The sequence below is a fragment of the Janthinobacterium sp. GW460-12-1-14-LB5 genome, from assembly GCF_059423585.1.
Genome location: NZ_JBWKYD010000013.1, coordinates 55,345 through 76,358, shown reverse-complemented (window position 1 = coordinate 76,358; position 21,014 = coordinate 55,345). Strand labels below are relative to the sequence as shown.

Here is a 21,014-nt window from a genome sequence, read left to right as displayed (position 1 = left end):
TATATATAAGTGTATATTACGCTCCTTGTTCACCGTTCACTTTACAAGGATACGATCATGCGCCTCACCTCCCTCGCCCGCCTGCTTGGCACCGCTCTTCTCGCCACCGCCGCCACTTCCGCCTTTGCCGGCGAAGTGGTGGTGTCGGCCGCGGCCAGCCTGACGAACGCGTTCAAGGATGCGGCGCAAGGCTACGAGGCGCAGTATCCTGGCAGCAAGGTGTCCCTGAACTTCGCCGCCTCGGGCGTGCTGCTGCAGCAGATCGTCAAGGGCGCGCCCGTGGACGTGTTTGCCTCGGCCGACCAGGAAACCATGGATGCGGCGCAAAAGCAGGGCCTGGTATTGCCGGCCGACCGCATGGATTTCGTCGGCAACAGCCTGGTGCTGATCGTGCCGCACGATAGCAAGCTGGGCATCAAGAGCCTGGCCGACCTGACGCACAAGGGCGTGACCCGCGTGGCCATCGCCAACCCGGCCAGCGTGCCCGTCGGCCGCTATTCCGAAGGCGCGCTGAAGAAGGCGAAATTGTGGGATGCCGTGCAGCCCAAGGCCATCGGCACGCAAAACGTGCGCCAGTCGCTCGATTACGTGGCGCGCGGCGAAGTCGATGCGGGCTTTGTCTACGCCACCGACGCGGCCATCATGAAAGACAAGGTCAGCGTGGTGCTGGAGGTGCCTTTGGCCTCGCCCGTGCTGTACCCGATCGCCACCATCAAGGGCAGCGGCAATGCCGCCGAAGCGAAGCGCTTCGTCAGCTATTTGCAAACGGCGCCGGCGCAAGCCATCCTGGCCAAGTACGGGTTTAAAAAGCCATAAAGTAAAACGACTGCACATGGATATCGCCTGGACCGCGCTGGCCCTGTCGCTCAAAGTAGCGGCGTGGGCCACGGCGCTCAATTTGCTGCTCGGCATCGGAACGGGCTATCTGCTGGCGCGCACGCGTTTTCCCGGGCGCGAACTGCTCGATGCCCTCTTGACCCTGCCGATGGTGATGCCGCCTACCGTGCTCGGCTATTACCTGCTGGTGCTGCTGGGCCGGCGCGGCACCCTGGGCATCTGGCTGCAGGACAACTTCGGCATCAACCTGATCTTTACGTGGCAGGGCGCCGTGATCGCCTCCACAGTCGTCGCCTTTCCCCTCGTCTTCAAGCCCGCGCGCGCCGCCTTCGAAGCGGTCGACGGCCAGCTGGAGCAGGCCGCCCGCGTGCTGGGCATCCCGGAAATGGCGATTTTCTTCCGCGTCACCTTGCCGCTGGCCTGGCGCGGCATCCTGGCCGGCGTACTGCTGGGATTCGTGCGCGCGCTCGGTGAATTCGGCGCCACCTTGATGGTGGCCGGCAGCATTCCCGGCAAGACGCAGACCCTGTCGGTGGCCGTGTATGAAGCCGTGCAGGCGGGCCAGGACGACGTGGCCAATACGCTGGTCGTGATTATCTCCCTGGTCTGTATCGTGGTGCTGCTGTCGGCCGGCCGCCTGGCGCCCGGGCGCATCGCGCACAAATGACGCTGATGATGACGCCCATGCAACTCGACCTCGACCTCCGCGCCACCTTGCGCTCCGGCAAACGCCGCTTCGACATGCATGTGCAATGCACGTCCAGCAGCCAGCGCATCGCCGTGTATGGCCCCTCCGGCGCCGGCAAGAGCATGACCCTGAAAGCCATTGCCGGACTGTTTACACCGGACGCGGGGCATATCCGCCTGAACGGGCGCACCCTGTTCGATTCGGCCGCCGGCATCAACTTGCCGCCGCAGCAGCGCAATGTCGCCTACCTGTTCCAGGATTACGCCCTGTTCCCGCACCTGACGGTGCGCCAGAACGTGGGCTTCGGCCTGGCGCGCGGCTGGTTCAACCCGCGCGCGCGCGAAAAATTGCAGAAGGTCGAGCATTGGCTCGATGCATTCCACTTGCAGGAACTGGCGCACCAGTTCCCCGACGAGTTGTCCGGTGGCCAGCGCCAAAGGGTGGCGCTGGCGAGGGCGCTCGTGGCTGAGCCGGCCGCGTTGCTGCTCGACGAGCCGTTTGCCGCCCTCGATCCGGCCCTGCGTGTCAAAATGCGGCTGGAACTGAGCCAGTGGCAGCAGCGCCTGGACGTGCCCATGATCCTGATCACACATGATCCCGAAGATGCGCGCATCCTGGGCGAACATGTGCTTTACTTGCGTGACGGACAAATTGACAGCATGGAAGAAAATAAGGCATTAGGTGAACGCATTGGATAAAGCAGCGGCCATCGGCCTGCAAGGCTCGGTATGGATGACGGTGGGCGGAGAAAACCTGGGCGGCGCCGGCAGGGTGGAATTGCTGGGCGCCATCGCCGAGTGCGGCTCCATCACGCAGGCGGCCAAACTCGTCAAGATGAGCTACAAGGCGGCCTGGGATGCCATCGACGCCATGAACAACCTGGCCGGCGAACCGCTGGTCGAGCGTTTGACGGGCGGCAAGGGCGGCGGCGGCACGCGGCTGACGCCACGGGGACGCCAACTAGTCGACAATTTCCGCATCATCGAGCGCGAGCATGCCCGCTACCTGCGCCAGCTGGGCAGCCAGGCCGAAGGCATCGCCGACGATCTTTTACTCATACGGAGAATGGCCATGAAAACCACGGCACGCAATCAATTCCTCGGTAAAGTTGCTGAACTGAAACAGGGCGCCGTCAACGACGAAGTCACCTTGGAATTGCCGGGCGGACAGCATATCGTGGCCATCGTCACGCAGGGCAGCAGCGCCAGCCTGGGCCTGGTGCCGGGCGCGGAAGCGTTTGCGCTGATCAAGGCCTCGTCCATCATCCTCGTGGCCGATAGCGCAGGCGCGCGCTTTTCGGCGCGCAATCAATTGACCGGTGTGGTGACGCGCGTGCAGACGGGCGCCGTCAACACGGAAGTGGTGCTGGACTTGCCCCGTGGCGGCACGATTGCCGCCATCATCACGAACCAGAGCAGCACCGACCTGGGCATCGAGATCGGCAGCAATGTGACGGCGATTTTCAAGGCGTCCAGCGTGATTTTGGGCGTACCCGCATAAATTAATCTTTTAGGCGCGACAACCAATCCGCCGCCGCCGCCAGCGCCTGTTCCAGTTCCTGCGCCGTCTGCGCCAGCAGTGCCGGCACCTCGTCCAGGCGGCCCGCGTCGATGGCTTCCTCGGTGGCGAAGGCGGCGCGGATCAGGCGCTTCGTGCCCAGGGTGCCGACGGAGCCGCGCACGCTGTGCAGGATGCGCGCCACGTCGCTGTGGCGGCCCGCCTGCAAGGCCGTTTCGGCGTCGCGCACGGGCGCCATGCCCTTGTTCAACGCATCTTCCACCATGCGCCGCAGCACGCCGCGCCCTTTCGCGTCGCGCCCCATCACGCGCATCAGCGGCGCCATGGAAAAGACCTCCTCATCGGCGACGGGCGCCGGCCCCGCCGCCTGCACTGGCGGGCGCTTGGGCAGGTGGCGCAGGATGACTTCCATCATCTCTTCCACCACGACGGGCTTGGCGATGAAGTCGCTGATGCCGGCCGTCATGCAGCGTTCGCGTTCGGACGCCAGCACGCCGGCCGTCATGGCGATCACGGGCAGGCTCAAGCGCAGTTCCGTGCGGATGATGTGGGTGGCGCTGAAGCCGTCCATGACGGGCATCTGCATGTCCATCAGCACGATGTCGTAGCGCAGCGCCTCCGTGCGCAGCCGTTCCACCGCCTGCAAGCCGTCGCCCACCACGTCGAGGGTGGCGCCCATGTGTTCGAGGATGCCGCGCGCCACGGCCTGGTTCAGATGATTGTCTTCCACCAGCAGGAAATGCACGCCGGCCAGTTCCGTGCCCAGCGGCTGGTGCAGGATGCGCTGCTCGCCGCCGTCGTGCTTGGCAATCAGCGCCTGGTGCAGGGCATCGAACAGGCTCGAGCCCGTAATCGGCTTCATCAGCACCACGTCGGCCTCGGCCGCGCTGGAGATTTCCTCCAGGTGGTTGCGGGCGAAGGCGTTGACCATCACCACGATGGGCTGGCGCTGGCCGGCCGCCGCCTGGCGGATGGCCTTGGCCGTGGCCAGGCCGTCCATCACGGGCATGTGCCAGTCGGCCAGCACCACGTCGTACGGTTGCTGCTGCGCCAGGCGCTCGCGGTACAGCTCGATGGCGGCAAAGCCGGAATCCACTTCGTCGGCCAGCCAGCCCCATGCCTCGATCAGCTTGACGATCAGCTCGCGCGTGGTGCGGTTGTCGTCGGCCACCAGCAGGCGCAGCTGGCCCAGGGTGGGCGTGCGCCGCGTTTCGGCCGGCTGCGCCAGCATGTCGAACGGCACGCTGAACCAGAAGCGGCTGCCCTTGCCTTCGCTGCTGGCGACGGCGATGTCGCCGCCCATCATGTGGATCAGCTGCTTGCTGATGGCCAGGCCCAGGCCCGTGCCGCCGAAGCGCCGCGTGATGCTCTGGTCGCCCTGCGAAAACGCGGCGAACAGCTGCTGTTGCTGCAGTTCCGTCATGCCGATGCCCGTGTCGCGCACTTCAAAGCGCAGCCAGGCGCGGCCGTTGTCCTTCTCGGCCAGACTGACGGCCACCACCACTTCGCCTTGCTCCGTGAACTTGATGGCGTTGCCGGCCAGGTTGACGAGGATCTGCTGCAGCCGCTGGGCGTCGCCCACGAGGCGCCGCGGCACGTCGGGCTCGACGGCAATGGCCAGTTCCAGCTCCTTTTCGCCCGCATTCATCGTCATCGTCGTGGCCAGCGTGTTCATGACTTCGTCGAGGTCGAATTCGACGGGCGACAATTCCATGCGGCGCGCCTCGATCTTCGAATAATCGAGCACGTCGTTGAGGATGCCCAGCAGCGACTGGCCCGCCACGCGCACCATGGTCAGATACTTGCGCTGTTCCGTATCGAGCTTGGTATTTCCCAGCAGATACACCATGCCCAGCACGGCATTGAGGGGCGTGCGGATTTCATGGCTCATGTTGGCCACGAAATCGCTCTTCGCGCGGTTGGCCGCCTCGGCCCGGTCGCGCTCCTGCTCCAGCTCCGCCGCGCGCGCTTCGAGCTCCTGCTGCAGCCGGTCGCGTTCGCTCATCAGGCCGTTGAAGGCTTCCGTCAGCTGGCCGATCTCGTCGCGCTGCTGCACGGGTACGGGGGTGAAGCGGCTGCCGCTGGTGCGCAGCGCCTGCAGGGTATCGCGCAGGCGCACCAGGGGCGACAGCAGGCGCACGGTAACCCAGCCCAGCACTGCCGCGGCCAGCAGCGAGGCGAGGATGCTCCACAGCACCAGCCGGTACAGCACGCCATCGAACGGTTCGAAGGCGTCGTCGATGGGCAGCGAGGCGGCCAGCAGCCAGTTCACCGATTTCAGGCGCTTGAAGCTGTTGACGGCCGTAATGCCGCGGCTGTTGGTGCTGACCATGCTGCCTTCGCCATCGTCCTTCAGCAGCTGGGTCGTCGTCAGGTTGGCGTTCGGCAGGCGCGGCTGCAGCAAACGGCTGGTGTCCGGGTGCAGCACGTAGCGCGGCACGGCGCCGCGCGTGAGGATGAAGTAATAGCCGCTCTTGCCGATCTTTTCCGAGCGCAAACGGCCCAGCAGGTTGTCCTTGTACAGGCGCAATACGCCGATCACCACGCCGGCCACCTGGCCATCGGCGGCCAGCACGGGCGCTACCATCTGCACGATGGGCATGCCGCTCGATTTGCCCAGCATCGGTTCCGTGATCATGGGCTGGCGCGTGCGCAGGACGGTCTGGAAGTATTCGCGCTCGGCAACATTGATGCCGGCGCGCCCCGCCACTTCCGGCATGTCGGCCACGACGGCGCCATGCGCGTCGAGCACCAGCACGTCGTCGAACAGCACCAGCATCGAGCGGCGCGAATAGTATTGGCGCAACTGGGCGGGCTGGGCGATCAGTTCCGGCGGCTGCTGCCTGGCCGTCAGGGTGACGATCTGCAGCAGCATGGCCAGCTTGTCGTCGAGTTCGGCGGCGGTGCGGGTGATCAGGGACGACTGCTGGCTCAGCAGTACTCGGGTGAAATCGTCGCGCATGTGCTGCACCTGGATCATCGTGACCAGCGCGATCATGGCGATCGAGGTCAGGCTGGTGGCCAGCGCGACTTTTGCTTTGATGCCGAGAGGCTTCATGATTTCCTTTTCAGTACCGGGCGGCACAGGCGGCAGATAATGCTGTCAGGAATTTTCCTATCAATGCCCCAGCTTGGCAAGCGCCACCGCGCAAATTGCCCGCCCCGTACGGCCTTTTGACGATGTTGCCATATAATTAAAGTCGGAACGTCGTTTATTCAGCGAAATTGCGGTGAAATTGGCACACGGCAACCCTGTATGCAGTAAACTTGTTGTTGCATTTTCTAAAAGGTACCGACATGACTGAAGCGCTACTCACTCCAACCTTGCCCACCGTGAACGTGGAGGCGTTGCGTGCGCGATGCTCGACTTGCAGCATGCATCAATTGTGCCTGCCGATGGGCCTCGATGTGGGCGACATGGACAGACTGGACCAGATCATCGGCCGCCGCCGCAAGATCGTGCGCGGCGCCTCGCTGTTCCGCATCGGCGACTCGTTCCAGAACCTGTACGCGATCCGTCTGGGCCACTTCAAGACGTACCAGATCAATCCCGGCGGCGAAGAGCAGGTGACGGGTTTCCAGATGGCGGGTGAACTGCTGGGCATGGACGCCATCAGCGCCGACCGCCACCACTGTAATGCGGTGGCCCTGGAAGATAGTGAAGTGTGTGAAATCCCGTTTTCCAGCCTGGAACAATTGCTGGGCAACATGCCGACCCTGCTGCGTCATTTCCACCGCATGATGAGCCAGGAAATCACGCGCGAGCAAAGCGTGATGCTGTTGCTGGGCAATATGCAGGCGACGCAGCGTTTTGCCGCTTTCATCGTCAACCTGGCGTCGCGCTACGAGGCGCGCGGCTATTCGAGCAGCAAATTCCAGCTGCGCATGTCGCGCGAGGAAATCGGCAACTACCTGGGCCTGACCATCGAGAGCGTCAGCCGCTTATTGTCGAAATTCAAGAAGGAAGGCTGGCTGCGCGTCTCCAACCGTGAGATCGAGATCTTGCAGCCGGCCAAGTTAAAAGCTATTACGGCCGGCACCGACGTCTGCAAATAAGGCTTACAGCTCTTCATCGGCGTGCAGCGCGATGCTGCGCTGCAACGGCCAGGTCCAGATGCCGGACAGGCGCCACTCGCGCTTGTCGTTTTCCACCAGCACCTGCCAGCGGCTGCGCTCGAGCATCGGCAGCGTCACGGAAAAATTGCCGGCCGCATCGGGCTGCACCAGCAGCTTGATATCCTTTTCCGGCAACGTCGCATGCGCCAGGTGCAGCTGCAGCGGACCCTGGTACGCCTTGCCGAAGCTGTGCACGGAACCGCTGAGGCGCGCTGCAGCGACGTCATACGCCAGGCTGGTATCCATCGCCAGGTCGCTGGCGATCGTGTCGCGCTTCAAATCCTGGTTGATGGCCTTGCCCTGCTTGTAATAATCGCCCACCACCAGCGCATCGGGTTGCGTAAACGCAATATAGCCCATGAAACTGCCGACGACCACGGACAGGCCGGGACCGATCATCAGCAGCCATGGCCAGCGGTGCTTGTACCACGGGGCAACGGGAGGTTGCAGTTTCAGACTGTCGGACATGCTATTTCTCCTGTTTAAACGGCCAGTCCCCATGCGGGGACCGGCCTTCCTGCAACTTCGTGGCGGCGGCGAGGGCACCCGGTCCCCGTCCGCCTTTCCTTGTTAACGTGGCACGATGAATACCGCGCTTTCACGCACATGCAGCGACGGGTCGTCCAGCGATTGCAATTCGATCGCAATCTTGTTCGAGCCTTTCTCGCCGATGCCGTGCGGCACGCGCAGGCGGATCGGCCAGCCCAGCGTTTCCGTCGGCTGCAAGGTCACTTCTTCGCGCGTCAGCAAGGTCAGGCCCGGCAAGCCGGATGCGCTGATTTTGAAATGCTGGCTTTGCTCCGAGGTGTTCATGATCTGCAGGCGGTAGACGTTTTCGATCATGCCGTCTTCCACTTCGCGTCCCATCGAACCGCGGTCGCGGATCACGTCCATCTTCAGCGGCGTGCGCAGCGCCAGCGAAGTACACACGGCGATGATGATCAGGGCCAGGATGGAAGTGTAGATCAAGACGCGCGGGCGCATGGCGCGCTGGCGTATCTGCTTCGAATTGAAGTTGTTTTCCATCGCATGGTCGGTACTGTAGCGTACCAGTCCCCGCGGCCGGTCGACCTTGTCCATCACGGTATTGCAGGCATCGACGCAGGCGGCGCAGCCGATGCATTCATACTGCAGGCCGTTGCGGATATCGATGCCGGTCGGACACACCTGCACGCACAGGGTGCAGTCGATGCAATCGCCCAGCTTGTCGTTGTTGCCGGCCTTCTTGCTCATGGCGCCGCGTGGTTCGCCGCGCTTGGCATCGTAGGTGATGATCAGGGTGTCCTGGTCGAACATGGCGCTCTGGAAGCGCGCGTAGGGGCACATGTATTTGCACACCTGCTCGCGCAGCCAGCCCGCGTTGCCGTAGGTTGCCAGGCTGTAGAACAAGACCCAGAACCACTCCCAGGGACCGAAATTGAGCGTGGTCACCGCGTGCGCCAGTTCCTTGATCGGCGTGAAGTAGCCGACAAAGGTAAAGCCCGTCCACAGGGCGATGGCGCCCCATACCAGGTGCTTGGCCGTCTTCTTGAACGCCTTGCGCACGGAGGGGCCCTGCTTGTCGAGGGCCATGCGCGCGCTGCGCGTGCCCTCGATGCGGCGTTCGACCCACAGGAAGATTTCCGTGTATACCGTTTGCGGGCAAGAGAACCCGCACCACACCCGCCCGGCAATGGCCGTGACGAGGAACAACAAATACGCACAGATGATCAGCAGGGCCGCCAGATAGATGAAATCCTGGGGCCACAGCACGACGCCGAAAATGTAGAACTTGCGCGTGGTCAAATCGAACAGCAGGGCTTGCCTGCCATTCCAGGTCAACCACGGCAAGCCGTAGAACGCGAGCTGGGTAAGCCATACGCATACCCATCGCCAGGTAGCGTAGCGTCCTTTGGCCTCGCGAGGGTAGATTTGCTCGCGGGCCGCATACATCTTGATGACTTGAGGTTCCATTACATCATTTCACGGGCGTCTGGGGATTCGACAGGCTCCAGACATACGCCGACAGCACGTGTACCTTGGATTCGCCGAGGAAATCGCTGAAGGCCGGCATGGTGTTGGAGCGACCCTTGCGCACGGTTTCCATGATGGTATCGGCGCTGCCGCCGTACAGCCAGATCTTGTCCGTCAGGTTAGGCGAACCGAGCATCTGGTTGCCCTTCGCATCGGCGCCGTGACAGGCCATGCAGGCGCCGAACTTGGCTTTGCCCAGCACGGATTTGACGGGGTCCGAGGTGGAACCGGACAGGCTCAGCACGTAATGGGCCACGTTCTCGACATCCTTTTCGGAACCGAGCGCGGCGCCCATCGGCGGCATTTGCCCATTACGGCCGTGCATGATGGTGGTCTTGATGATGTCGGGATCGCCGCCATACAGCCAGTCCTTGTCCGTCAGGTTGGGGAAGCCCTTGTTGCCGCGCGCATCCGAACCGTGGCATTGCGCGCAGTAGGTCAGGAACAGGCGCTGGCCGATGGCTTGCGCCTGCGGATCGGCGGCCACCGTCTTCAAGTCCTGGCTCAGGTACTTGTTGAACAGGGGACCGTAGTCGGCTTCCGCCTTTTTCAGCTCTTCCTCGTACTGGCCCGTGGATTTCCAGCCCAGGCTGCCGGCGTAGTTGCCCAGGCCCGGATACAGAAACAGGTAGGCCAGCGCGAAGACGATGGTGATGTAGAACAACCACATCCACCAACGCGGCATCGGCGTATTGAGTTCCTTCAAGTCCTCGTCCCACACGTGGCCCGTGGTGCCGTCGGCGGGGGCGCCGGCGGCCACTTTCACTTTCGACTGCGAGTACAGCAGCACGCCGCAGCCGATGATGCCCAGCAGGGACAGCACGATGACGTAGATATTCCAGAAGCCATTGGTAAAGTCAGCCATGGTTATGCTCCTTCGCCAGGTTCATCTCGGCCTCGGCCGGATAGTCGAGCGCGTCGTCGGCGAACGGCAGGCGCGCCGCCGCGTCGAAGTCGCCATTGCTGCGGCTGAAAGTCCACCACAGGATGCCCACGAACGTCGTAAAGGAAACCACCGTCATGACGCTGCTGGCGCTGTCAAACAGGTTTTCGATTGCCATGCTAATTCCTTGTTTTGATTAATGTACCGAGGCCCTGCAGATAGGCGACCAGGGCGTCTTCTTCCGTCTTGTCCTGCAGCTGCGCGGGGCCGGCGGCGATCTCTTCATCGCTGTACGGCTGGCCCAGGCGTTTCAGGGCGCGCATCTTCGGCATGATGTCGTCAGGCACCAGCTTGGTCTTCGCCAGCCAGGGGTAGGACGGCATGTTCGACTCGGGCACCACGTCGCGCGGGTTGTTCAAGTGCGTGCGGTGCCATTCATCGCTGTAGCGGGCGCCCACGCGGGCCAGATCGGGCCCCGTGCGCTTGGAACCCCACTGGAACGGACGGTCATACACGAACTCGCCGGCGACCGAATAGTGGCCATAGCGTTCCGTTTCCGCGCGCAGCGGACGCACCATCTGCGAGTGGCAGTTGTAGCAGCCTTCGCGCACGTAGATGTCGCGGCCCGCCAGGCGCAGCGGCGAGTACGGCTTCAGGCCGGCGACCGGCTCCGTCGTGCTCTTCTGGAAGAACAGGGGAACGATCTCGACGGCGCCGCCGATGCTGATCACCACCGTGACCAGGGCGATCAGCAGCCAGGGGTTTCTCTCAATCCATGCATGTGAAAATTTCATTTGCTTATGCTCCTATCAGGCGTGCGCCGCGTTCAGTTCTGGAATGCGGGCGACGGGGAGTTTGCTGCCGCGCAAGGTCATCCAGGTGTTGTAGCCCATGATGCACATACCCGACAGGTACAGCAGGCCACCGGCCACGCGCACCACGTAGTACGGATACGTTGCTTTCACGCTCTCGACAAAGGTGTAGGTCAGGGTGCCGTCCGGATTGACCGCGCGCCACATCAGGCCCTGCATCACGCCGGCGATCCACATTGCGGCGATGTACAGCACGATGCCGATGGTGGCCACCCAGAAGTGCACGTCGACCAGGCGCGTGCTGTGCATCTGCGTGCGGCCCGCCAGGCGTGGCAGCAGATAATAGATCGAACCCATGGTGATGAAGCCCACCCAGCCCAGGGCGCCCGCATGCACGTGGGCAACGGTCCAGTCGGTGTAGTGCGACAGCGAGTTGATGGTTTTGATCGACATCATCGGACCTTCGAAGGTGGCGATGCCGTAGAACGACAGCGAAACGATCATGAATTTCAGGATCGGGTCGGTGCGCAGCTTGTGCCAGGCGCCCGACAGGGTCATGATGCCGTTGATCATGCCGCCCCAGCTTGGTGCCAGCAGGACCAGCGAGAAGACCATGCCGATCGATTGCGTCCAGTCAGGCAAGGCCGTGTAGTGCAGGTGATGCGGGCCCGCCCACATGTAGGTGAAGATCAGCGCCCAGAAGTGGACGATCGACAGACGGTACGAGTACACGGGGCGCTCGGCCTGTTTCGGGATGAAGTAGTAGACCATGCCCAGGTAGCCGGCGGTCAGGATGAAGCCCACCGCGTTATGGCCGTACCACCACTGGATCATGGCGTCCTGCACGCCCGCGTAGGCGGAATACGACTTGGTGAACGAGGCTGGCATGACGGCGCCATTGACCACGTGCAAAATCGTCACGGCCAGGATGTAGGCGCCGAAGAACCAGTTGGCCACGTAGATGTGCTTGACCTTGCGCTTGATCAAGGTGCCGAAGAAGACGATGGCGTAGGCGATCCAGACGACGGCGATGAGGATGGCGATAGGCCATTCCAGTTCGGCGTATTCCTTGCCGCGGGTCAGGCCCATGGGCAGGCTGACGACCGCGCACAGGATCACGGCTTGCCAGCCCCAGAACGTGAAGGCGGCCAGCTTGTCGGAAAACAGGCGTACCTGGCAGGTGCGTTGCACCACGTAGTACGAGGTGGCGAACAGGCCGCAGATGCCGAAGGCGAAAATCACCGCATTCGTGTGCAGCGGACGCAAGCGTCCGTATGTCAGCCATGGTATGTCGAGGTTCAGGGCAGGCCAGGCCAGCTGAGCGGCGATGATAACGCCTACCAGCATGCCGATGATGCCCCATACCACAGTAGCGACCGCGAATTGCTTCACGATCTTGTAGTTATAGTTCAGCGATTGATCCACAAAGACTCTCCCTGGAATTACTATTTATGATGGTGGCCAGAGAGTAAGTGTTTGACCGCGAAAAAACTTTGATGTGGATCAAAATTCCCCGGATGAAATAAGCGTAGCGAACTGGCATCGAAATAAAGTGATATTCCGGTCAAAAAAGCCATGCAAGATCCCTGCAACAGCTGGCTTGACATGGCGTAAAACGTGCATGGAAGCAATGACTTACAGTGGCTTGTCCAGACACGCCCAAGGCCCGCCATGGAAGACCCCGAACGCCGCGACCCGTTTGATGCCCCGGTGGACCTGGTCGTCGGCAAGGCCGAGGGCACGACACTGTTCGATCACGGCAAGCTCGCTTGCCTGGTGCAGGCGCCATCGCCGGGCATCGTCATCTTCGTGCATGGCGTCAATTCCGACGGTGAGTGGTACGGCGCCGCCGAAGCCGGCTTGTGCAAGGGCCTGAACACGCGCATGAAGCGCTGCGACGAGCACATGGCGCATGCCACGGCGCAGGCGGGGCAACTGACGCCGGTGGGCTATCGGAGCGAACTGAGCGATGACGGCTATGTCGATCCCGACTACACGGCCGCCACCTTCATCGGGCCGCAAGCGCATTTCTCGCCCGTGATCCAGTTCCGCTGGGGCTACAAGGCCAGCGACAGGGAATTGCAGCAATATGGCGATTCGGTCTACCTGAACGAACACGCTTACTGGGGCGGCGGCCCGTTCGCCAATGGCTGCTCCTCCCTGCCTGACCTGTGGGGCGAGGGTCTGTCGGACGCCCTCTTCCTGTTCATCCACATCGAGCATCTGAATCCCGTCAACGACCGCATCGTGTATGCCTGCCCGCCGCGTCCCTACTTCGTGCTGGCCGCGCTGCGCCTGGCGCACCTGGTGGCGGCCATCCGCCGGCAGCAGGCCGACGTGCCGATTACCCTGGTCTGCCACAGCCAGGGCAATATGGTGGGCATGGCGGCCGCGTTTCTGGGCAATAAGATGGCCGACGTGCAGGATGCGGCGGGCAAAAGCGGCCGTTGCGTGGCCGATACTTATGTCTTGTGCAACCCGCCCTACAGCCTGTTGCGCAGAAACGACACGGAAGGCTGGCTGCAGGGGCAGGTCAGGGATGTCGATGGCAATGTGGGCCGGCAAAGCGGCGAGGCGCGCCGCAAGACCCTGGCGGCGTTTTTCGACATCGTGCGCGGCCAGGCCACGGAGCCGCCCATGTCTGCCGCGCTGGCGGACATGGCCGCCAACGTGCGCCATGATTTCACGCTGGAGAAAGACCGGGCCGCCTATGCCTGCGGCCCGCAGCCCACGACGCGCGGCCGCGTCACCCTGTATTGCAATCCGCACGACCAGGTGATTTCCGCCACGCCCATCCAGGGCATCGGCTGGTTGGGTCTGAGCGCCGAAGAGATCAAGGCCACGCGCGGCGCCGGCGTGTTTACCCAGCGGGTGTTTGCGCAAGGCTTTCCCGTTGGCCAGCACGGCGATTATGACTATTGGAGCAATCACTATCGCCAGCCCGCGCGGGGCAGCGCCGATTTCTGGCATCCCCGTTCGCCGATCTCCAGATACGACCCGGACAAGGGCGTGCGCGCCAGTACCAGCGCGGCCGGAAAGGCGGGGACCGTGCGCACGGCCTCCGCCATGTCGGCCCTCATGAAGATGCTGAAGACGCCCATCAATGCCGTGCCGCCGGACGACTGGCGCATCCCCGTGACGGCGCCCGCCTTGCCGGAAGTGTTTACACCGCAGGCCGTGCGCTTTGGCGTACCTAGTCCGCAGTTCGACCAGAATCTCGATCCGCCCGGCACGCATCGCCATGCGGGCAAGGCACGTCAGAAAGGCGAGCCGTATGCCGATACAAGCGTGGGCGGCACGCCGCAGGGCGACCGCAATACCGAGGCGGCACTGCGCTACGAAGACCACGCCCGCCTGCGCATGAAGGCCCGCCGCGGGAAGCTCGACGGCCTTGACGGCAAGGCGATGATGGAAGACGACCTGTCCACCGCCACGCCGGAATACTTGCAATGGCGCAAGCAGGAAATCCAGGGGCAGCTGGCGGCCACCTGCGACACGCATGCGACCGACCACTCCACCATCCTGACTAATCCTGGGCACGCTGAAAAGGCGCTGGCATATGACGTGGCGATTGGGGTGGGTCATATCGGTGAGGAGGCGATGCTACACCTGCGCATCGCGGCAGATTGGCGTTTGTCTAAGGGGCTGGATGAAAGCCATCCAAACAAATTGTTTGGTGAGTATTTTTATACAGGGCAGTTTAAGGAAATACCACTATTGGATTGGGTTAAGAGCGATGGCAGCGCAGGCGCCATGCCTTACGAAATTGTGGATGAACGCATGTACAAGCGCCCGGAGACCTCCTGATGCGCAACTTGATTGCTACTCTTCCGCGCAGGCTGGGCTGGAGCATATTTGTTTTCAGTCTTGCGTCTGGTATTGCACTCTGGTCTGTATTGCAGGCCCCGCCAGTCGACGTTCCTCTTGAAGAAGGATTGCTGATGAAACGATTATTGTTGATGCCAGCCCTGCTGGCGCTTGGCGTGCTTTTTCTGACCTCGGCCTGCGCCAGCAAGGTTCCGGTCGCGGCACCGGTTGCCGCCGTCATCCCTGCTGCGCCCGCGCAGCCGTACATGGCGCAGGTGGTGGGTGTGCAGTGGCTCAATCCCCTGCAGCGGCGCGATTATCCGACCGAATGGCAATTGCTGTGGACGCTGGGCCTGGCCAAGCCGAACAAGGACGATAGCAAAGTGAAAGAGAATCCTGTGCGTTTTGGTAAAGTGCAATCGATCGGCATGATTGCTTCTGGCAACAAGGGGCGGGAAACATTCAATGGATATCATGAAAAGTATGTAGAGGAATTGATCACGTTGTTTCATGATATTTATTTCTCGAACGAAGAATATTTTTACAACGCCCATTCATTGACTGATAAATCCACGCGCCGTGAATTGGCCGGCATCCATGTTGAATATGCCCTACCGGCCGGGCGGCTTGATCCCGTGGAAGCGGCGGAATATTTGCGCGAGGAGATTGTCGATACCTTCAGTATCGGCAACTCCCATTTCCCCGATTCCTGGACCACGGCCACGCCGCCCGACGTGCGCGTGACCCTGGGCGGCGCCAATGCGGGCTTTACGTCCCTGGCGGCGGGCCTGGCTTACCTGCAGGCCAATCCCGACAAGACGGTGTGGGTGATGAACTGGGATGCGCCCAGTTATCCGCCCAGGGATGAGCAGATCAATGAAAACATGGTCTTGCTTGTGCTGGCCGGTCCCGGCTACAAGACGGAGCGCGCGCCGCTGGCCTGGCTGGGCTTTCCCGCCACACGCAAGGTCGCCGATTTCACCGCCGGCAAGGGACAGTCCCCGCGCGCCGTGCAGGCGTGGAGCGCTGCCATCGACGCTGCCGCCCGGAACGCGCAATTGAACGACGACGCCATCGGCTACGTCATCCACGATGCGGGCAGCAGCTATCCTGCCTCGTCGGAGCGCCTCGGTCCGCTGGCGCAAAGCCTGACGCAGCAATTGCCCGACTTCGATTTCAACAAGCAGACTTTCAACATGCCAGCCTTGCTGGGCGAGACGGGCGCCGGCACGGCGCTGACGAACGTGGCACTGGCCATCGCCCATGCGAACCACGTGGGCCGGCCCGTGCTGGTGGCGGGCAGCAGCGACAGCGAGAGCGCGACTGCCGTGGTGGTGGCGCCGCCGGCCGTCGTGCGGCCCGTCGACCACGAACAGCCGTGGTTCCGCGCGCGCGGCGGCAATACCGTGTTCTTGCCGTGGTGGGGCCGGCGCTTCGATGCGCGGCCGGGGTCGCAAGGCTATTCGCGCTGAGGCGCGGGCGGGGCGGCCGCTTCCGGCGGCGTGTCGTCGTCCTGCAGCACGCGCAGGCCCGGTCCGACGAGGTCGTCGAACTGGCCGCTGTCCGAGGCCGTGAAATACACCCACAGCGCGATGAAGACGACCACGACGCTCAAGGGGATGAGGAGATACAGTGCTTCCATGTTCAGGCTTTCCGCAGGCGCAGGGCGTTGGCGATGACGACGGCCGAGCTGGCAGCCATGCCGACGCCGGACAGCCAGGGGTTTAAAAAGCCCAGCGCGGCGGCCGGGATGGCCGTCAGATTGTACAGCGTGGCCCAGCCCAGGTTTTCGCGGATGATGCGCATGCTGCGCGCCGCCGTTTTCGCCGTGTCGAGCACGGAAACCAATTGGCTCGACAGCAGCACCGTATCCGCGTGCGCCTGCGCCAGCGCGGCGCCGGAACCCATGGCGAAGGAGACGTCGGCGCCGCTCAGCACGGCGGCGTCGTTGATGCCGTCGCCGACCATCGCCACGACGGCGCCCGTCGCCTGCAATTGCTGCACGAAGTCGAGCTTTTCATCGGGCAGGCACTCGCCGCAGGCCGTGGCGATGCCCAGCTCCGCCGCCACGCTTTGCGTCAGCGCTTCCTGGTCGCCGCTCAGCAGCACGACCTGCTTGCCGCGCCGGTGGAAATACGCGACGACGTCGCGCGCTTCCGGGCGCAGCGCGTCGCTGAGCAGGAAACGCGTCAGCCACCGGCCCTGCGTGCCCAGGTACAGCGGCGTCATGCTCTGCATGCCGACGGCCGTGTCGCCCAGCGGCGGGCCGGCAACGGCGGCGACAAAGGCCGCATTGCCCAGGCGGTAGCGCACGCCGTCGACGATACCCTCCAGGCCCTGGCCCTGCACTTCCTGTAATTGTTCCGCAAGCATGCGCGGTGTTTCTCCCGCTGCTGCCAGGATCGCCTGCGCCAGCGGATGGGCGCTGCCCGCTTCCAGCGCGGCGGCCACCTGCAGGCAAGCGTCTTCCGTCATGCCGTCCAGGCCCTCGATCTGCTTGAGCACGGGCCGGCCCAGCGTCAATGTCCCCGTCTTGTCGAAGACGATGTGGGTGGCGCGGTGCAGGGTTTCCAGCACGTGCGGCTGGACGATCAGCACGCCGCGCCGCAGCAGGCTGTCGGTGGCGGCCGCCAGCGCCGTCGGCGTGGCGAGAGACAGCGCGCAGGGGCAGGACACGACCAGCACGGCAATCGCCACGGGCCACGCTTGCGCCGCATCATGCCAGCTCCAGAAGGCGAACACGGCGACGGCGAACAGCAGCAGTCCCAGCACGAACCAGGCGGCGACCTTGTCGGCCCACTGCGCGATCTGCGGCTTGCCGCTGCCGGCCCGCTCGATCAGTTTCAGCAGATCGGACAAGGTACTTTCGCGCGCCGGCTTGAGCACGCGCAATATCAATGCCGCGCTGGCGTTGATGGCCCCGCCCGGCACCCGCTCGCCCATTTTCCTGCGCTGGGCCGCGCTCTCGCCCGTCAGCAGCGATAAATCGAGCGCGCTGTTGCCTTCGATGATGACGCTGTCGGCGGCGATCGCCTCGCCCGGTTTGACGAGAATCACGTCACCGATGGCCAGGCTGCCGGCCGGCACCAGGGTGGTGGCGCGGTTGTCTGGGAAGCCCGCCATCAGCGAGGCAGACGCGGGCAAGGCGTGCTGCAGCCGTTCCAGCGCCGAGGCCGCCTTGCGGCGCGCCTGCAGCTCGAAATAGCGGCTGCACAGCAGCAGGAAGATGAACATCGTGGCCGAGTCGTAATACACCTCGCCGCGGCCCGTAAACGTCGCCACCAGGCTGCCGAAGAAGGCTGCCAGGATGCCCAGCGCCACGGGCACGTCCATGCCCAGGGTGCGCGCGCGCAGGCTGGCCCAGGCGCCCTGGAAGAACGGCATGGCCGAATAGCAGATGGCCGGCAAGGTCAAGAGCAGGCTGGCCCAGCGCATCAGGCTGGCCATATTCTCGTCCAGCGTGCCGTCTTCGGCCGCCAGGTAGGACGGCGCCACGTACATCATGACCTGCATCATCGACAGGCCCGCCACGAACAGCTGGCGGCCCAGCGTCTTGCTGGCCTTTTGCAGCCGTTCGCCATGGCGCACGGCGTCGTACGGATAGGCCGTGTAGCCGACTTGCCGCACGGCTTGCAAGATGTCGCCCGGCTCGCACTCGGCGCGGCTCCAGCGCACGTACAGGCGCTCCGTGGCGACGTTCAGGCTGGCCGCCTGCACGCCGGGCAGGCGCGTCAGCTGGCGCTCGATCAGCCAGACGCAGGCGGCGCAGCGGATGCCTTCGACGGAGAGCGTTGCTTCGCAACTGCTGGCGTCGCGCGCGAATTGCGCATCGTCATTGCTGTACAAACGCAGTTCGGGCGGCACCATGGCGGCGCCGGCCGCGTTGACGGCATATTCGTCGCGGTCGCGGTAGTAGGCGCTCTGGCCGATGTCGACGATGGTTTGCGCCACCGCTTCGCAGCCGGGGCAGCACATGGCGCGCGGCACGTCGTCGATGGTGACGTTCCAGTTCGACCCGCCTGGCACGGGCAAGCCGCAATGGAAGCAGGCGGATGGTTGTAGAACAGCATTCATAGGTTTGTTTTCATGCGTCTTTTCATGGATGGCCCGTCACGCACAGGGCGTCGAGCCAGCCCAGCGAGACGCCATTCGCGGCGCGCAGCAGGCCCAGCAAGCCAAAACCCAGCACCAGCAAGCCGCTGGCGATGCGCACGGGGCGGCGCTGCATCTGCGCGCGCAGCCGCGTGCCCAGCAAGCCCATGCCCAGCAGGGTGGGCAGGGTGCCCAGGCCGAAGGCGCCCATGGCGGCCGCGCCGCTCAGGGCCGAGCCTTGCATCATGGCCGTCAGCAGCGCGCTGTAGACCATGCCGCACGGCACCCAGCCCCACAGGCCGCCCACGGCCAGCGCTTTTAGCGGGGTATCCATCGGCATCAGCGGTTTCAGCAGGGGCCGCACGCGGCGCCAGACGACGTTGCCGGCCGCTTCCAGGTGGGCCAGGCCGCGCCAGGCATCCATCAGGTACAGGCCCAAAGCCACCAGCATCAGATTCGCCAGCCAGTAGCCGGCCACTTGCAGGGAAGCCAGGTGCAGCATGCCCGCGCCCGCCAGGCTGCCGGCCAGTGCGCCGGCCAGCATGTAGCTGGCGATGCGCCCGCCGTTGTAGGCGAGCACGCGCAGCACGTTCGCCTGCAAGGTTGTCTGCAATGCGGGGCGCGCCACGGCGATGGCGATCACGGGGCGCGCTGGCGCTGCCGGTGCACCGCCGCTGATCGACAGGGCGCCGACGATGCCGCCGCACATGCCGATGCAGTGCACGCTGCCGGCCAGGCCGACCATGAACAGCGGCAGGAGGCTCAGGGCGTTCATCGGGCGGCGTTACACCGTTTTCGAGTAGCGCAGCGGCTGCGGCGCATCCGGCGTGGCGTTGGCCCGGGCCAGGGTCAGGTAGCGGTCGAAGACCATGCAGATATTGCGGATCAGCAAGCGTCCTTTCGGCGTCACCGTCAGCCAGTCTTCCTCGATGACGAGCAAGCCGTCGCGCGCCAGTTCGCGCAGCTTTTCCAGCTCGGCGGCGAAATAGCTGCGGAACTTGACGGGGTGCGCCTGCTCGATGGTGGCGATCGACAATTCGAAGTTGCACATCAGCATCTGGATGATGATGCGGCGCAATAAATCATCCGTATCGAGCTTGATGCCGCGCGCGATCGGCAGCACGCCTTCGTCGAGTTTTTCGTAGTACGCGTCGAGCGTCTTTTCATTCTGGCTGTAGACGGCGCCGACGGAGCTGATGGCCGACACGCCGCAGGCGATCAGGTCCGCTTCCGCGCGCGTCGAGTATCCCTGGAAGTTGCGGTGCAAACGGCCCTGGCGCTGCGCCACGGCCAGGTCGTCCGTCGGCTTGGCGAAATGGTCCATGCCGATGTACACATAGCCGGCGGCCGTCAGGCGCGCGATGCACAGGCCCAGCATGGCCAGCTTGGTGGCGCTGTCGGGCATGTCGGCGTCGAGGATGCGGCGCTGCGGCTTGAACAGGTGCGGCATGTGCGCGTAGTGGTACAGGGCGATGCGGTCGGGGCTGGCCGATATGACCTTGCGCAAGGTTTCCGTCATCGTCTCCAGGCTTTGCTTGGGTAAACCGTAGATCAGGTCTATGCTGATCGAGCGGAAGCCGGCGTCGCGCGCCGCTTGCATGATGGCCACCGTTTCCGCTTCCGGCTGGATGCGGTTGACGGCTTTTTGCACGTCCGCGTCGAAATCCTGCACGCCCAGGCTGATGCGATTAAAACCTTGCGCGCGCAGCGAAAACACGCGCTCGCGCGACACCGTGCGCGGGTCGATTTCGATCGAATATTCGCCATCTTCATCGGAAGCGAACTCGAAATGCTGGCGCAGGTGGGTCATCAGCTCGTCCATCTGCTTTTCGCTCAGGTAAGTCGGCGTGCCGCCGCCGAAATGCAGCTGTTCGATGTGGTTCATGCCGGCAAACAGCTTGCCCTGCATGGCGATTTCCTGCTTCAGGTAGCTGAGGTAGGTGGCGGCCTTGCTGCGGTCTTTCGTGATGATCTTGTTGCAGGCGCAGTAGTAGCACAGGGTGTCGCAGAACGGCACGTGCACGTACAGCGACAGCGGACGGCGGCCGCCGCGCATGCGCAGTGCGGCCAGCGCTTCAAGGAAGTTGCCGTAGCCAAATTCGGCATTGAAACGGTCGGCGGTCGGATACGACGTGTAGCGGGGGCCGGACTGGCTCATCTTGCCGATGATGACCGGGTCGAATTCGACGACCGCATCGAGTTCGGCGGAAGCACTGCTGAGTAGTGTAGGCATGATGTGTTTTGATGT

General features: G+C 63.7%; 18 protein-coding genes. 7 read left to right on the top strand and 11 right to left on the bottom strand.

Annotated elements, in window-relative coordinates; all coding sequences use genetic code 11:
- The first annotated feature begins 57 nt into the window (after window positions 1–57).
- The 4 genes from modA to AC07X6_RS15110 are packed head-to-tail and all read left to right on the top strand — an operon-like array spanning window position 58 to window position 3,025.
- Window positions 58–816 carry a molybdate ABC transporter substrate-binding protein gene (modA, locus tag AC07X6_RS15125; protein ID WP_494791494.1) on the top strand — a complete coding sequence of 253 codons (759 nt, stop codon included), beginning with the start codon at window positions 58–60 and terminating at the stop codon, window positions 814–816.
- 16 nt (window positions 817–832) lie between these two features.
- Window positions 833–1,504 (top strand): molybdate ABC transporter permease subunit, encoded by a 672-nt coding sequence (modB, locus tag AC07X6_RS15120; RefSeq protein ID WP_494791493.1) that lies wholly within the window; start codon window positions 833–835, stop codon window positions 1,502–1,504.
- 17 nt (window positions 1,505–1,521) lie between these two features.
- The gene (locus AC07X6_RS15115; RefSeq protein ID WP_494791492.1) at window positions 1,522–2,223 is read left to right on the top strand and encodes a sulfate/molybdate ABC transporter ATP-binding protein; all 702 of its coding nucleotides are present in this window, start codon (window positions 1,522–1,524) and stop codon (window positions 2,221–2,223) included.
- Window positions 2,224–2,257: 34 nt separating this feature from the next.
- Complete coding sequence (locus AC07X6_RS15110) at window positions 2,258–3,025, top strand: TOBE domain-containing protein (protein ID WP_494791560.1); 768 nt, start codon at window positions 2,258–2,260, stop codon at window positions 3,023–3,025.
- A gap of 1 nt (window position 3,026) precedes the next feature.
- Here the strand turns inward: AC07X6_RS15110 and AC07X6_RS15105 are convergent, their stop codons facing one another.
- Window positions 3,027–6,101 (bottom strand): response regulator, encoded by a 3,075-nt coding sequence (locus AC07X6_RS15105; RefSeq protein ID WP_494791491.1) that lies wholly within the window; start codon window positions 6,099–6,101, stop codon window positions 3,027–3,029.
- A gap of 239 nt (window positions 6,102–6,340) precedes the next feature.
- On the opposite strand from AC07X6_RS15105, the gene fnr reads away from it, so the two are divergent.
- On the top strand, window positions 6,341–7,099 hold the full coding sequence (gene fnr, locus AC07X6_RS15100) for a fumarate/nitrate reduction transcriptional regulator Fnr (protein WP_046681780.1): 759 nt from the start codon (window positions 6,341–6,343) through the stop codon (window positions 7,097–7,099).
- A gap of 3 nt (window positions 7,100–7,102) precedes the next feature.
- Here fnr and AC07X6_RS15095 read toward each other — a convergent pair whose 3' ends face one another.
- The 6 genes from AC07X6_RS15095 to ccoN form a co-directional block, all read right to left on the bottom strand.
- On the bottom strand, window positions 7,103–7,627 hold the full coding sequence (locus AC07X6_RS15095) for a FixH family protein (RefSeq protein WP_494791490.1): 525 nt from the start codon (window positions 7,625–7,627) through the stop codon (window positions 7,103–7,105).
- 102 nt (window positions 7,628–7,729) lie between these two features.
- Window positions 7,730–9,112: a cytochrome c oxidase accessory protein CcoG gene (gene ccoG / locus AC07X6_RS15090; protein WP_494791489.1), complete on the bottom strand. Its 1,383-nt coding sequence runs from the start codon at window positions 9,110–9,112 to the stop codon at window positions 7,730–7,732.
- A gap of 4 nt (window positions 9,113–9,116) precedes the next feature.
- Window positions 9,117–10,037 carry a cytochrome-c oxidase, cbb3-type subunit III gene (gene ccoP, locus AC07X6_RS15085; RefSeq protein WP_474293726.1) on the bottom strand — a complete coding sequence of 307 codons (921 nt, stop codon included), beginning with the start codon at window positions 10,035–10,037 and terminating at the stop codon, window positions 9,117–9,119.
- Window positions 10,030–10,233: a cbb3-type cytochrome oxidase subunit 3 gene (locus AC07X6_RS15080; RefSeq protein WP_230540048.1), complete on the bottom strand. Its 204-nt coding sequence runs from the start codon at window positions 10,231–10,233 to the stop codon at window positions 10,030–10,032. The genes ccoP and AC07X6_RS15080 overlap by 8 nt, the downstream gene beginning before the upstream one ends.
- Before the next feature lies 1 nt (window position 10,234).
- Window positions 10,235–10,849, bottom strand: a complete 615-nt coding sequence (ccoO, locus tag AC07X6_RS15075; protein WP_070278467.1) for a cytochrome-c oxidase, cbb3-type subunit II — start codon at window positions 10,847–10,849, stop codon at window positions 10,235–10,237.
- A gap of 15 nt (window positions 10,850–10,864) precedes the next feature.
- Entirely contained in the window at window positions 10,865–12,292 is a 1,428-nt protein-coding gene (gene ccoN, locus AC07X6_RS15070; protein ID WP_046681775.1) for a cytochrome-c oxidase, cbb3-type subunit I, read from the bottom strand.
- Window positions 12,293–12,538: 246 nt separating this feature from the next.
- Between ccoN and AC07X6_RS15065 the strand changes: the two genes are divergently transcribed.
- Together AC07X6_RS15065 and AC07X6_RS15060 are read left to right on the top strand one after the other, a co-directional pair.
- Complete coding sequence (locus tag AC07X6_RS15065; RefSeq protein ID WP_494791488.1) at window positions 12,539–14,674, top strand: T6SS effector phospholipase Tle3 domain-containing protein; 2,136 nt, start codon at window positions 12,539–12,541, stop codon at window positions 14,672–14,674.
- Window positions 14,674–16,146, top strand: a complete 1,473-nt coding sequence (locus AC07X6_RS15060) for a virulence factor (protein WP_494791487.1) — start codon at window positions 14,674–14,676, stop codon at window positions 16,144–16,146. The genes AC07X6_RS15065 and AC07X6_RS15060 overlap by 1 nt, the downstream gene beginning before the upstream one ends.
- On the opposite strand, the gene ccoS is transcribed toward AC07X6_RS15060, so the two are convergent.
- The 4 genes from ccoS to hemN are packed head-to-tail and all read right to left on the bottom strand — an operon-like array spanning window position 16,134 to window position 20,999.
- Window positions 16,134–16,316, bottom strand: a complete 183-nt coding sequence (gene ccoS, locus AC07X6_RS15055; RefSeq protein WP_100875003.1) for a cbb3-type cytochrome oxidase assembly protein CcoS — start codon at window positions 16,314–16,316, stop codon at window positions 16,134–16,136. The genes AC07X6_RS15060 and ccoS overlap by 13 nt on opposite strands.
- Before the next feature lie 2 nt (window positions 16,317–16,318).
- Entirely contained in the window at window positions 16,319–18,748 is a 2,430-nt protein-coding gene (locus AC07X6_RS15050; protein ID WP_494791486.1) for a heavy metal translocating P-type ATPase, read from the bottom strand.
- A 22-nt stretch (window positions 18,749–18,770) separates the two neighbouring features.
- Window positions 18,771–19,541 carry a sulfite exporter TauE/SafE family protein gene (locus AC07X6_RS15045; protein ID WP_494791485.1) on the bottom strand — a complete coding sequence of 257 codons (771 nt, stop codon included), beginning with the start codon at window positions 19,539–19,541 and terminating at the stop codon, window positions 18,771–18,773.
- A 9-nt stretch (window positions 19,542–19,550) separates the two neighbouring features.
- A complete protein-coding gene (gene hemN, locus AC07X6_RS15040; RefSeq protein WP_474293718.1) occupies window positions 19,551–20,999 on the bottom strand; it encodes an oxygen-independent coproporphyrinogen III oxidase in 1,449 nt (482 codons plus the stop codon).
- Between the last annotated feature and the right edge of the window lie 15 nt (window positions 21,000–21,014).